Here is an 11861-nt window from a genome sequence, read left to right on the forward strand (position 1 = left end):
CGAGTGTCCTGCGGCGATATGGACCCCGCCGATCCCCGGTCAGGCAGCGCGCCCCGCGGGGCTCAGCGCACCACGGCCGGTCGCCATGGCTTGATCCAATCGGTCTCCGGCCAGCCCTCCAGGCCCGCCATCAACTCGTACATCGTCGCCCCGTCGATGGATTCGCGGATGATGTCGGCGTGGCCCGCATGGCGAGTCAGTTCCTCCAGCAGGTGCAGCGCCACCCACCGCACCGTCCAGTGGTCGATGTCGTGGGGGAACCACGGGACCTCGTGCGGCACCGGCACCGGGGTGTCAAGGTCCTTCCCGGCGAACAGCTCCAGTGTCGCCGCGTTCTGCGCCCGCAGGCCGTCGAGTAGCAGGTCGAGGGTTTCGTCCTCAGCCATCTTGTATTGGTCCTGGTAGGCGGCCATCTGTTCGGCGAGGGGCCGTGGGTCGGCGGGCGGGAAATCCGGTGCGTGCTGCACCCGGTCCATCCAGCCCTTCTGCACCCCGGTCGCGTGTTTGATCAGGCCCCCGATCGACAGTGCGCTCACCGATGGCGTCGACCGCGCCTGTTCGTCGGAGAGCCCATAGGCGACCGCGATGAACGCGTTCTGGTTGAACCGCAGGAACTCGATCAGCGAGCTGCGTTCGTCCGCGGCGGGCGGAGGCATTCCCGGCATGGCTAACGTCCCTTCGTTTGAGTGTGAGCGTAAAGGTCTCGGATACAAGCGATCTCGGCGCCGTGGTGGATGACTTCCCGGTTGATGTGCAGCACCAGTTCCGAGATCGAGTGTTCGGCCCACTGCCCCTCGGCCGGCCCGATCGGGCGATCCAGGTCGGACGGGGACAGCCTGCGGACCCCGGTCAACCACGATCCGTAGGCGTCATCGAGTTGGCGCAACGCCGTCGCGGCGTCGGTGGCGTAGCTCCAGGTCATGTAGTCGGCAGGCGGGCCGTCGAAATGCGCATGCGCTCGAACCGCAAGGCACCCGACGATCACGTGTGCCAGCCGCCACGCGATGGTCGTGAACGGCTCGGGCTGGGGCGGGGGATAGCTGAAGTCGACGGTGCCGTCGCGGTGGACCGTCCAGCATCCGGGGACCGGCTCCCAGAAGTACTCGTCGTCGGTGAGGCCGTCCAGGCGCGGACGCAGCTGGTGGCGCCAATGGAAGTCGAGCTGGTCGGCCAACAGCGTCGTCAGGCCGTCTGTCGAGGCGATTCTGGTCATGGGACCATCGTGGCATCCATTGAGGACAGGTTCGTTCCTGAAACTGCGGAATGATGGCACCATGCCGGAAACGACGAGCCGGGTGCTGCAACTGCTCGGTCTGCTGCAGGCTCGGAGGGTGTGGCGGGGCGATGAGCTCGCCGACCGGCTCGGCGTCACTACCCGCTGTGTGCGCCGTGACATCGAGCGGCTGCGGGATCTCGGCTATCCGGTCCAGGCCAGCAGGGGCCACGGCGGCGGCTACCAGCTGGGCGCGGGTGCGGCGCTGCCGCCACTGCTGCTCGACCCGGATGAGGCGGTGGCGATGGCGGTGTGCCTGCGTCTTGCCGCGGGCGGCAGCGTCGCCGGTATCGGCGAGTCGGCATTGCGGGCGCTGAGCAAGCTCGACCAGGTGCTGCCGGCCCGGTTGCGCTCACAGGTGTCGGCGGTGCACGAGGCGACGGTCACGCTCAGTCCCGCGTCCGCCGATTCCGCGGTGGCGCCCGACGTGTTGATGACATTGGCGCGGGCCTGCCGCGACCACGAACACGTGGCGGCGGGCTACGTCGACCGGGCGGGAAGGGAAACGGGCCGGCGGGTCGAACCGTATCAACTGGTCACCACCGGCCGCCGGTGGTACCTGCTGGCTTACGACCGTGACCGGCAGGATTGGCGCAGCCTGCGGCTGGATCGGATGAGCGACGTCCGCGCCCTCGGCAGCACGTTCGCGCCGCGGCCGGCTCCGGATGCCGCCGACTATGTCCGGCGCTCGATCAGCGCGTCGCCGTACCGGTATGTCGCGAGGATTCGCTACGCGGCGGCGGCCGATGTCGTCGCGCAGCATTTTTCACCGACGGCGGCGACCGTCGAGCCCGACGGGCCGCAGGCCTGCATCGTCACGGCAGGCGCGGACGACCCGCAACGGATGGCGCTGTACTTCGCGGGTGTCGGCTGCGACTTCGAGATTCTGGAGCCCATAGAGGTGATCGCGGGAGCGCGCCTGGTGGCGGGGCGATTGGAGCGGGCCGTGCGCCGCGCCGGGGAGCGGGAATGACTGGGCCGGCCGGCCGCGCGGTCAGGATTCGTCGGTCCGCTCACCACGCGTGTGACGCACCCGCCGCACCGGTCTGGCGCTACGCGTGGGGCGGGTCAATCGGGGCGGTCCGGCATGCCAACGCAGCCGCAGTAGCATCAGGCCACGATGCGCCTCGAACCCCAGTGAAAGTGGGTCGGGCCAACTCCTTGGCCGTCTCCTGGGCCGTCTCCAGGGCCGTCGGGACGATTCCTTCACAATGGTTCCACTGTGGCACGGGATCGCGATCGGGGCAGCCCGACATGGCGAGGTTCAGTGCCCCGCCCGTGTTGATTCCGCGCACAGATCGCCTTTTCTGGCCCTGGCGCCATTTCTGCGCAGGTGCGACGTCGGGGCGGGTTGTGGTCCTCGAACCCGGCGCGAACGTAGAGTGCGGTCATGCCGGTCGAGGTGATCGCGGCTGACTCGACGGAGCTGTTCATCGGCCCCGCCGAAGCGCCGCTTCAGCTGGTGCGCGTCACGTATCGCGGCGTCGCGGGACAGCTGGCGGCGCGTATCGACGGGGCCGGGCTTACCACGCCGGACGAGGCTCTGATCGGACCCGGCGACGGCACGGTCGAGGTCGCGGTGCGCGTCGCGGGTGGTTCGCCGGGGGAGCGTCGCGACGCCGTCGCCACCGTCGGTGGGGCCGTGCACGGATTCACGTTCACCGTCGCCGAACCGGGCTGGACGATGTACCTGGTCAGCCACTTCCACTACGACCCGGTCTGGTGGAACACGCAGGCCGGCTACACCAGCCTCTGGACCGAGGATCCCCCCGGTGCGTGCAGACAAGCCAACGGCTTCGAGCTGGTCCGAGCGCACCTCGAGATGGCAAGGCGCGAACCGGAGTACAAGTTCGTGCTCGCCGAAGTCGACTACCTCAAACCCTATTGGGACACCCACCCCGAGGATCGCGCCGACCTGCGCCGGTTCGTCGCCGACGGGCGCGTCGAGGTGATGGGCGGAACCTACAACGAACCGAACACCAACCTCACCAGTCCGGAAACCACCATCCGGAATATCGTGCACGGCATCGGTTTCCAGCGTGGCGTGCTCGGTGCCGAGCCTGCCACCGCCTGGCAGCTGGACGTGTTCGGGCACGATCCGCAGTTCCCGGGCATGGCCGCCGACGCCGGGCTGACCTCAAGCTCGTGGGCGCGCGGCCCCCATCACCAATGGGGCCCGATGTCCACCCAGCACGACCAGCCCGGCGACCCGCAGCGCATGCAGTTCTGCAGCGAATTCGAGTGGATCTCCCCGTCTGGGCGCGGGCTGCTGACGCACTACATGCCCGCTCACTATGCGGCGGGTTGGTGGATGGATTCGGCGGCGTCCCTGGAGCAGGCCGAACGGGCCACCTTCGAACTGTTCCTGAAGCTGAAGACGGTCGCGCTGACCCGAAACGTGCTGTTACCCGTCGGCACCGATTACACGCCGCCGAACAAGTGGGTCACGGCGATTCACCGGGACTGGAACGCGCGCTACACCTGGCCGCGGTTCGTGTGCGCGCTGCCGCGGGAGTTCTTCGCCGCCGTGCGCGCGCAGGCGCGCGCCCGCGGGGTGGCGCCGTCGCCGCAGACCCGCGACATGAACCCCATCTACACCGGCAAGGACGTTTCGTACATCGACACCAAGCAGGCCAACCGCGCCGCCGAGAACGCCGTGCTCGACGCCGAGCGTTTCGCGGTGTTCGCCGGCCTCCTCGGTGGGACCGCCTATCCGCAGGCGGCGCTGGCCAAGGCATGGGTGCAATTGGCCTACGGTGCGCACCACGACGCCATCACCGGCTCGGAATCGGATCAGGTCTACCTCGATCTACTGACCGGCTGGCGCGATGCGTGGCAACTCGGCACGACGGCACGTGACAACGCGCTGGCACTGCTGTCCCGCGCCGCCGCCGAACAGCAGGAAGAGGCCGATGCCATCCCCGTGGTGGTGTGGAATTCGCTGGCCCACAACCGTAGCGATGTCGTGACGGTGCGACTCGCCGAGCCGATCGCTGGTGTACGTGTCATCGATGTTGGATTGGCGGCCCGCCGCTGTGGCACCGACGGGACCGAGGTGCCCGCACTCGTCGAGCACGCGGGTCACTCGGTGAGCTGGCTGGCGCGTGACGTCCCGTCGCTGGGCTGGCGGGCGTTCCGGCTGATCCCAACGGACCGCGCGAGCGATGGGTGGGACCCGTTGCCCGGCAACGAGATCGCCAACGAGAGCTACCGCCTGCGAATCGACGCGGCCCGCGGTGGTGGCGTGGTGTCGCTCATCGAGGCGGAGTCGGGGCGCGAACTGATCGCACCCGGCCGGGTCGGCAACGAGCTCGCGGTCTACGACGAATACCCGGCGCATCCGCAGGCGGGCGAAGGTCCATGGCACCTGCTGCCGCGGGGACCGGTGGTGAGTTCGTCGGCGTTTGCGGCCGAGTCGGTTCGGCACTATGCCGGGCCGTTGGGGCAGCGGGTGCACGTCCGCGGCCGTATCGGCGACCTGCTGCGCTATCAGCAGACCATCACGTTGTGGTTCGGCATCGCGCGGGTGGACTGCCGGACGACCATCGACGAGTTCACCGGCGCCGATCGGCTGGTCCGCCTGCGCTGGCCGTGCCCGGTGCCGGGCGCGCTCCCGGTGAGCGAGGTCGGCGACGCCGTCGTCGGCCGCGGGTTCGGAATGATGCATGCCGACGGCGGTCCCGAGGCGGTGGACACCGCGAAACACCCATGGACGCTGGATAATCCGGCCTACGGATGGTTTGGCCTTTCATCCGCGGTGCGCGTTCGCGTCGGTGCGGGTGCGCGGGCGGTGTCGGTGGCCGAAGTGGTGACGCCAACAGAGGCGGCGGCCGGTGCGGCCATCCGCGACCTCATGGTGGCCCTGGTACGTGCGGGCGTGACCGCCACCTGCAGCGCCGCGGGTAAACCCCGCTACGGCGACCTTGCCGTCGACTCGAATCTGCCCGACGCGCGGATCGCGATCGGCAATCCCGACGAAAACCCGTTCACCGCAGCCGTTCTGGCCGCTGCCGACCCGTCCTATACCGAGGAGCTCAAACGTCAGCTGTACGAGACCGGCGCCGGCCGGATCTGGGTGCCCGCCGCGGTCCCGCTCGTCGAGCGCTGGACACCGGGCGCCGACCTGCGCGGCGAACGGTCGCTTCCCGTCCTGGTGGTTGCCGGTCCGGATGCGGTGAGGGATCTGGCCGACGACCTGGCCGACGCCGAGATCACCGTCGACCAGCAGGCACCTGCGGGGCTGGAACCGTTCGACTCACACACGGTGGCACTGCTCAACCGTGGTGTACCTGGGTTCGCGATCGACCCGAACGGCACCCTGCACAGCTCGCTGATGCGTTCGTGTACGGGCTGGCCGTCGGGGACGTGGATCGATCCGCCGCGGCGCACCGCGCCCGACGGTTCGAACTTCCAGCTGATGCACTGGACGCACACCTTCGACTACGCGTTGGCATCCGGGCGGGGTGACTGGCGAACAGCCGAGATTCCCTCCCGCGGTGCCGAGTTCGGAAGGCCGCTGATCCCCGTCGTGCCGGACGGGGCACCGCCGGGCGGCCTGCCGGCCTCGGGGTCGCTACTCGAGGTCGAACCCGCGCGCGGTGTGCAACTCGGCGCGCTGAAGGCGGCGGGTAACCCGTTGGTGAGCGGCCGCTGCGATACCGTTGACCCGGCCGCAGGCGTAGCGGTGCGACTTGTCGAGACCCTTGGAGCCACAACAGATGTCGTGCTGCGTTCCGGGCTGCAACGGGTCACCGCCGCGGTCAGGGCCGACCTCCTGGAGGGCAACCCGGCGCCAGCGGACGAGGGAGATGACGGACTGCAGCTGCACGGGTACGAGATCGCGACCGTGCTGACCCGACTCAACATGCCGAAGGTGCTCGATGCCGACGGTGCGTTGCTCGCTCCCGAGGCCGAGACGGCCCAGCCGCTCTACGCGCGGTACTGGCTGCACAACAGGGGGCCGGCCCCGCTGGGTGGGCTGCCCGCCGTCGCATATCTACGACCGACGTCGTTATCGGCTGACCGGGATTCTCGTGTGGTACTGCGTCTTACGGCCGCCAGCGACTGCACCGACGCGGCGTTGCACGGCAATGTCCGGTTGGTGTGCCCGCCGGGGTGGGCGTGTGAGCCGGCCGCGTTGCCGTTCGTACTGCCGCCGGGCGAGTACCTGGACGCCGACATCGAGTTGGAGGTGCCTGCAGACGCTCCGACCGGACTGTACCCCGTGCGCGCCGAGATGTCGGTCACCGGAGGCGATTCCATATCGATGCCACCGTCGTGGCGCCAGGTGGTGGAGGACGTTTGCATCGTGTCGGTGCACGCGCCACCGGCCGAGGAGCTCCTGCGGATCGTTGCGGAGCCGACACCGGTAGCGATCGATGCCGGTGCGAGGGAAAGGCTTTCGATCACCGTGGGCACTGACGCGCGGGCGGACCTCGCCGTTGAGGCACATCTGATCAGCCCGTGGGGCACATGGGAGTGGGCGGGCCCTCCGGTTGTCGGTGGGGTTCTGACTGCTCGCGGCACCCTCGAGCTGGCGTTCGACCTGGCGCCGCCACCCTGGGTGCAACCAGGGCGATGGTGGGCTCTGATTCGGGTCGGTTGCGCAGGCAGGCTGGTCTACTCGTCCGCGGTCGAGGTGAGTGTGCGGTGAGCCGCGGACTCGTGGTCGCGACTGTCGCCGGAGCGCCGGTGCCCGTCACCGACGTCGATGCGCGCGAGGCGAGGCTGCGCGGCTCCCGCCACGTGTCGGCGCTGCCGAGACCCGACACGAGCGAAGGCAGGCAGTTGCGCCGGTGGCTGACCCAGCTGGTGGTGACCGAGCGGGTGATCGCGGCCGAAGCCGCCGCGCTTCTGGTGTCGGCCGACACCGCGCCCGCCGAGGTCGACCTGCTGCCCGACGTCGCGGCGCGCATGGAGATGGGCAGCGTTGCCGCCGCGGTGTTGACCGACCCGCTGGTGCGGGCGGTGTTCGCCAGCGTGACCGCCGGGGTCAGCGTCTCCGATGACGACGTCGCGTCCTACCACCTGCGCAATCCGTGGCGCTTCGCCACCCGGACACGCGGAGGCGGTGGATGGCGCGACGGTGCCGCGGAACCGCCGCCGCTGGATGCGGTGCGCGCCGACATCGTCAGACATCTGCTCGGCGCGGCCCGGCGTCGAGCGTTTCGGCTGTGGCTGGATGTCAGGTGCGCGGAGCTCGTCGAACTGGCACCTGGTTACGAACACCCCGGTGATCCGCGCCAGCCCGACAACGCCCATCGGCACCCATAGGAACAGATGACCGATCCCACGCTTGCCCTCGACATCGGCGGGACCAAAGTGGCCGCCGGATTGATCGACGCCGATGGCGCGATCGTGCACCGCAGCACCCTTCCCACCCCCGCGGCGGGCGCCGAGGAGCTTTGGTCGGTGGTGGCCGGCATTGTCGCGGCGGAACTTGACGCGGCCGGTGGCCGGGTGCGGGGTGTTGGCATCGCGGCCCCGGGTCCTGTCGACGCGCCGTCCGGGACCGTCAGCCCCATCAACATCGCCGGCTGGCATCGGTTTCCAGTGGTCGAGCGGGTCGCCGAACTGACCGGGCTGCCGGTGCGGCTCGCGGGCGACGGCCTCTGCATGGCGCTGGGCGAGCGGTGGTGCGGCGCGGGCCGCGGCGCGCGGTTCATGCTCGGGATGGTCGTGTCCACCGGGGTCGGCGGCGGGCTGGTGCTCGACGGTGCACCGTACGGCGGGCGCACCGGCAACGCGGGCCACGTCGGGCACGTCGTCGTCGACCCGGACGGGGCCCCCTGTTCGTGCGGTGGGCACGGATGTGTCGAGACGGTCGCCGCCGGACCACGGATGGCGCGATGGGCGAGGGAGCACGGCTGGGAGGCGCCCGACGGTGCCGACGGCAGAGAACTTGCCGACGCCGCAGACGCGGGGCACCCTGTCGCCCTGGAGGCGTTCCGGCGCGGTGCCACCGCGGTGGCGGCCATGGTCGCGTCGGTGGCGGCTGTCTGCGACCTGGACCTCGTGGTGGTCGGCGGCGGTGTCGCGAAATCCGGCGACCTGCTGTTCGGGCCGTTGCGCGCGGCGCTGGCCGGCTACGCCGGGCTCGACTTCCTGGCCGACCTCCGTGTGGTGCCCGCGGAACTGGGCGGCGACGCGGGCATCGTCGGGGCGGGCGCGTTGCTCAGCGACCTCGACTGAAGCTGCTACCGGGTCGGGAGTGGTATGAACGGAACGTGGAAGAGGAACGCTTCGGCCCGGTGGACTATGTCGTCGTCGAATTCACCGATCCGGCAACGGTGACAGCTGGTTTCGCCAGGCTGCTTCAGCTTGTCGACGAACACGCGATCCGCGTGCTCGATCTGGAGTTCGTTCACTCGATCGACGGTGTGGCCAGCACCGTGCCCGCGGCCAGGGTGGCCCCGGAGCTGGCGCAGTTCGAGGGCGCGGCATCGGGTCTGCTCGATCGGGAAGACCTCGACCGTATCGCCGCGGACATGCCGCATGGGACGACGGCCGCCGTCCTGGTGTACGAGGACCTGCCGATGCTCAGCGTCGTGGAGGCATGGGAGAGCGGCGGTGCGTCCATCGCCGCCGAAGGTCCCGTCGATCTCGCGGATCTGGCAGCCGCCGTCACCGAAGAGGAGATGGCTCGATGAGCCTGCTCAGGACCGCCGCCCGGACTGCCGTGGCCAGCTCTGTGCACGGCCGCATTCAGCGCCGCCAGCAGGAGCGCTGGGCCGCGGCCGACCAGGCCCTCAGCGCGGCCCCGCCTTCCCATCCGCAGTTCGCGCCGCCGCCACCGCCGGCCCCTGCGCCGACTGCACCCAGCACTGACGAGTTGCTTCGCCAGCTCGAACGGTTGGGGAACCTGCGTGCCAGCGGTGTGCTCACCGAGGAGGAGTTCGCCGCGCAGAAGGCCCGCCTGCTCGGTTAGGGCGGATCCTCCATCTCGCTGCGGGCGTGCGCATTTGTACGCCATTGCGCGGCGCGTCGCGTACAGGCATGCACGTTCGCCGGAAAGGGCGGCAGGCATGGGCGGGAAGGGGGCAGGCGTTTTGGCTGATGGCCGCCGCCGCGCTATCCTTGACGGCGTTCCACCGAAGACCGTCGGTCACCGAGAAATCGGTTGAAGGTCCGGGATTTCCCGGCGGCCCGCGCAGGAGGACGAGGCAACACGCTGACCCATGGTTGGCGATCTTTGCGCCCCGGCCCGTCTGTGCCCGGGGCGTTCGTTATTTCTCGGCCTCCGCGGTTGACACGGGACACCCGTTAAACCACCACAAGGAGGCATGCATGGCCAAGGCTGACAAGGCCACCGCCGTTGCCGACATCGCCGAGGCGTTTCGGGATGCGACGGCCACCGTCGTCACCGAATACCGCGGGCTGACCGTCGCCAATCTGGCCGACCTGCGCCGCTCCCTTGGCGACTCGGCGACCTACACCGTCGCCAAGAACACGCTTGTCAAACGGGCCGCGTCGGAGGCAGGCGTCGACGGCCTCGACGAGTTGTTCGCCGGTCCCACCGCCATCGCGTTCGTCACGGGCGAGCCCGTCGACGCCGCCAAGGCGATCAAGAAGTTCGCCAAGGACCACAAGGCGCTGATCATCAAGGGCGGCTACATGGATGGCCGTCCACTGACCGTGGCCGAGGTCGAGCGCATCGCCGACCTGGAGTCGCGTGAGGTGCTGCTGGCCAAGCTGGCCGGCGCCATGAAGGGCAACCTGAGCAAGGCCGCCGGCCTGTTCAATGCGCCCGCATCCCAGGTCGCCCGGCTCGCCGCGGCGCTGCAGGAAAAGAAAGCCGGCGAGGCTCCGGCCGCCTGACCGTCCCGACCACCCCCCACTAGCCCAGAACAAATTCAGGAAGGACCACAACCATGGCCAAGCTCAGCACCGAGGAACTGCTCGACGCTTTCAAGGAAATGACGCTGCTGGAGCTCTCGGAGTTCGTCAAGCAGTTCGAGGAGACCTTCGAGGTCACCGCTGCCGCGCCGGTCGCCGTTGCCGCCGCGGGTGCCGCCGCTCCGGCCGCCGAGGCCGTCGAGGAGCAGACCGAGTTCGACGTGATCCTCGAGGCCGCCGGTGAAAAGAAGATCGGCGTCATCAAGGTCGTCCGCGAGATCGTGTCCGGCCTGGGCCTCAAGGAAGCCAAGGATCTCGTCGACAGCGCCCCCAAGCCGCTTCTGGAGAAGGTCAACAAGGAAGCCGCCGACGAGGCCAAGGCCAAGCTCGAGGCCGCGGGCGCAAGCGTCAGCGTCAAGTAGTTTTCGCCGAACGTCAGATCGTGGGGCCGGCCCGTCGGGGCCGGCCCCACGCCCGCGTTCCGGGCCGTTCTGGCGCCGTTCGGGCCCGTTCTGGCAAACAGGCCTCACCGCCGACGGCGCGCACAGCCTCCGGACACCTGTCTCACAGACACGTGTTGCAGCTTCCGCCCATAAGTTAGAGTGACTAAAGCCACAGGCGGCAACGGGTGGCGGCTACGGGCACTGACGGGACACCGGCGGAAGGATCGCACGTGGGCATCGGCATTCAGATTGAGGGGCTGACGAAGTCCTTCGGCTCGCAGCGAATCTGGGAGGATGTCACGTTCGATCTGCCCGCGGGCGAGGTCAGCGTTCTGCTCGGCCCGTCCGGCACGGGAAAGTCCGTCTTTCTGAAGTCGTTGATCGGCCTGTTGCGCCCGGAGCGCGGCAAGATCATCGTCGACGGCACCAACATCATCGAGTGCTCGGCCAAGGAGCTCTACGAGATCCGCACGCTGTTCGGGGTCATGTTCCAGGACGGCGCCCTGTTCGGCTCGATGAACCTCTACGACAACACCGCGTTCCCCCTTCGCGAGCACACCAAGAAGAAGGAAAGCGAAGTCCGCCAGATCGTCATGGAGAAGCTCGAGATGGTGGGTCTGGCGGGCGACGAGACGAAGTTTCCCGGCGAGATCTCCGGCGGTATGCGCAAACGTGCCGGACTGGCCCGCTCCCTGGTACTGGACCCGCAGATCATTCTGTGCGATGAGCCGGACTCCGGTCTGGATCCCGTCCGCACCGCCTACCTGTCGCAGCTGCTCATCGACATCAACGCGCAGATCGACTGCACCATCCTGATCGTCACGCACAACATCAACATCGCCCGCACCGTGCCCGACAACATGGGCATGCTGTTCCGCAAGCACCTCGTCATGTTCGGCCCCCGTGAAGTGCTGCTGACCAGCGACGAACCCGTCGTCAAACAGTTCCTCAACGGGCGCCGGATCGGCCCGATCGGAATGTCGGAGGAGAAGGACGAGTCGACCATGGCCGAGGAACAGGCCCTCATCGACGCCGGCCACCACGACGGTGGTGTCGAGGAGATCGAAGGGGTGCCCCCGCAGGTCTGCGCGACCCCCGGCATGCCAGAACGCAAAGCTGTCGCCCGCAGGCAGGCGCGGGTGCGCGAGATCATGCACACACTGCCGCCCAAGGCGCAGGAAGCGATCCGCGACGACCTCGAGGGCACCAACAAATTCGCCTTGCGCCATTTCGCCGACGAGCACGTCGCGCACCGCAACGAGGATGAGGAGACGCCGACCGCGTCGATCCCGGTGAGTCGCGAACGTTAG

11 protein-coding genes are annotated in these 11861 nt (G+C 69.0%); 9 read left to right on the forward strand and 2 right to left on the reverse strand.

The genetic code is table 11. From position 1 onward, the window contains the following. Positions 1 to 62: 62 nt before the first annotated feature. Both ADBZ6K_RS09155 and ADBZ6K_RS09160 read right to left on the reverse strand, forming a co-directional pair. Positions 63 to 665, reverse strand: coding sequence for a DinB family protein (locus tag ADBZ6K_RS09155; protein ID WP_526345686.1), 603 nt, complete (start codon positions 663 to 665; stop codon positions 63 to 65). Positions 666 to 667: 2 nt separating this feature from the next. Further along, positions 668 to 1213 carry a DinB family protein gene (locus ADBZ6K_RS09160; RefSeq protein WP_526345688.1) on the reverse strand — a complete coding sequence of 182 codons (546 nt, stop codon included), beginning with the start codon at positions 1211 to 1213 and terminating at the stop codon, positions 668 to 670. Positions 1214 to 1274: 61 nt separating this feature from the next. On the opposite strand from ADBZ6K_RS09160, the gene ADBZ6K_RS09165 reads away from it, so the two are divergent. The 9 genes from ADBZ6K_RS09165 to ADBZ6K_RS09205 all read left to right on the forward strand — a co-directional run bounded on the left by ADBZ6K_RS09165 (position 1275) and on the right by ADBZ6K_RS09205 (position 11861). After that, on the forward strand, positions 1275 to 2246 hold the full coding sequence (locus ADBZ6K_RS09165) for a helix-turn-helix transcriptional regulator (RefSeq protein ID WP_526345690.1): 972 nt from the start codon (positions 1275 to 1277) through the stop codon (positions 2244 to 2246). A gap of 417 nt (positions 2247 to 2663) precedes the next feature. Next, positions 2664 to 6926, forward strand: coding sequence for a glycoside hydrolase family 38 N-terminal domain-containing protein (locus ADBZ6K_RS09170; RefSeq protein ID WP_526345692.1), 4263 nt, complete (start codon positions 2664 to 2666; stop codon positions 6924 to 6926). Then, positions 6851 to 7546: a DUF7158 domain-containing protein gene (locus ADBZ6K_RS09175; RefSeq protein WP_526345694.1), complete on the forward strand. Its 696-nt coding sequence runs from the start codon at positions 6851 to 6853 to the stop codon at positions 7544 to 7546. The genes ADBZ6K_RS09170 and ADBZ6K_RS09175 overlap by 76 nt, the downstream gene beginning before the upstream one ends. A gap of 6 nt (positions 7547 to 7552) precedes the next feature. Beyond that, entirely contained in the window at positions 7553 to 8464 is a 912-nt protein-coding gene (locus ADBZ6K_RS09180) for an ROK family protein (protein ID WP_526345696.1), read from the forward strand. Positions 8465 to 8499: 35 nt separating this feature from the next. Next, positions 8500 to 8922, forward strand: coding sequence for a DUF6325 family protein (locus ADBZ6K_RS09185; protein WP_526345698.1), 423 nt, complete (start codon positions 8500 to 8502; stop codon positions 8920 to 8922). Further along, a complete protein-coding gene (locus ADBZ6K_RS09190; protein ID WP_526345700.1) occupies positions 8919 to 9200 on the forward strand; it encodes an SHOCT domain-containing protein in 282 nt (93 codons plus the stop codon). Before ADBZ6K_RS09185 ends, ADBZ6K_RS09190 begins: the two co-directional genes overlap by 4 nt. Before the next feature lie 359 nt (positions 9201 to 9559). After that, positions 9560 to 10090, forward strand: coding sequence for a 50S ribosomal protein L10 (gene rplJ, locus ADBZ6K_RS09195; protein WP_526345702.1), 531 nt, complete (start codon positions 9560 to 9562; stop codon positions 10088 to 10090). A 53-nt stretch (positions 10091 to 10143) separates the two neighbouring features. Then, on the forward strand, positions 10144 to 10530 hold the full coding sequence (gene rplL / locus ADBZ6K_RS09200; RefSeq protein ID WP_526345704.1) for a 50S ribosomal protein L7/L12: 387 nt from the start codon (positions 10144 to 10146) through the stop codon (positions 10528 to 10530). Positions 10531 to 10781: 251 nt separating this feature from the next. Beyond that, entirely contained in the window at positions 10782 to 11861 is a 1080-nt protein-coding gene (locus ADBZ6K_RS09205) for an ABC transporter ATP-binding protein (protein ID WP_526345706.1), read from the forward strand.

Origin of the sequence: Mycobacterium sp. (genome assembly GCF_044223235.1) — a bacterium.
Taxonomy (GTDB): Bacteria; Actinomycetota; Actinomycetes; order Mycobacteriales; family Mycobacteriaceae; genus Mycobacterium.

Bases quoted from the DNA above. Each gene is read 5' to 3' on its own strand.
- ADBZ6K_RS09155 (WP_526345686.1), bottom strand. From the start codon at position 665: ATGCCGGGAATGCCTCCGCCCGCCGCGGACGAACGCAGCTCGCTGATC.
- ADBZ6K_RS09160 (WP_526345688.1), bottom strand. From the start codon at position 1,213: ATGACCAGAATCGCCTCGACAGACGGCCTGACGACGCTGTTGGCCGAC.
- ADBZ6K_RS09165 (WP_526345690.1), top strand. From the start codon at position 1,275: ATGCCGGAAACGACGAGCCGGGTGCTGCAACTGCTCGGTCTGCTGCAG.
- ADBZ6K_RS09170 (WP_526345692.1), top strand. From the start codon at position 2,664: ATGCCGGTCGAGGTGATCGCGGCTGACTCGACGGAGCTGTTCATCGGC.
- ADBZ6K_RS09175 (WP_526345694.1), top strand. From the start codon at position 6,851: ATGGTGGGCTCTGATTCGGGTCGGTTGCGCAGGCAGGCTGGTCTACTC.
- ADBZ6K_RS09180 (WP_526345696.1), top strand. From the start codon at position 7,553: ATGACCGATCCCACGCTTGCCCTCGACATCGGCGGGACCAAAGTGGCC.
- ADBZ6K_RS09190 (WP_526345700.1), top strand. From the start codon at position 8,919: ATGAGCCTGCTCAGGACCGCCGCCCGGACTGCCGTGGCCAGCTCTGTG.
- rplJ (WP_526345702.1), top strand. From the start codon at position 9,560: ATGGCCAAGGCTGACAAGGCCACCGCCGTTGCCGACATCGCCGAGGCG.
- rplL (WP_526345704.1), top strand. From the start codon at position 10,144: ATGGCCAAGCTCAGCACCGAGGAACTGCTCGACGCTTTCAAGGAAATG.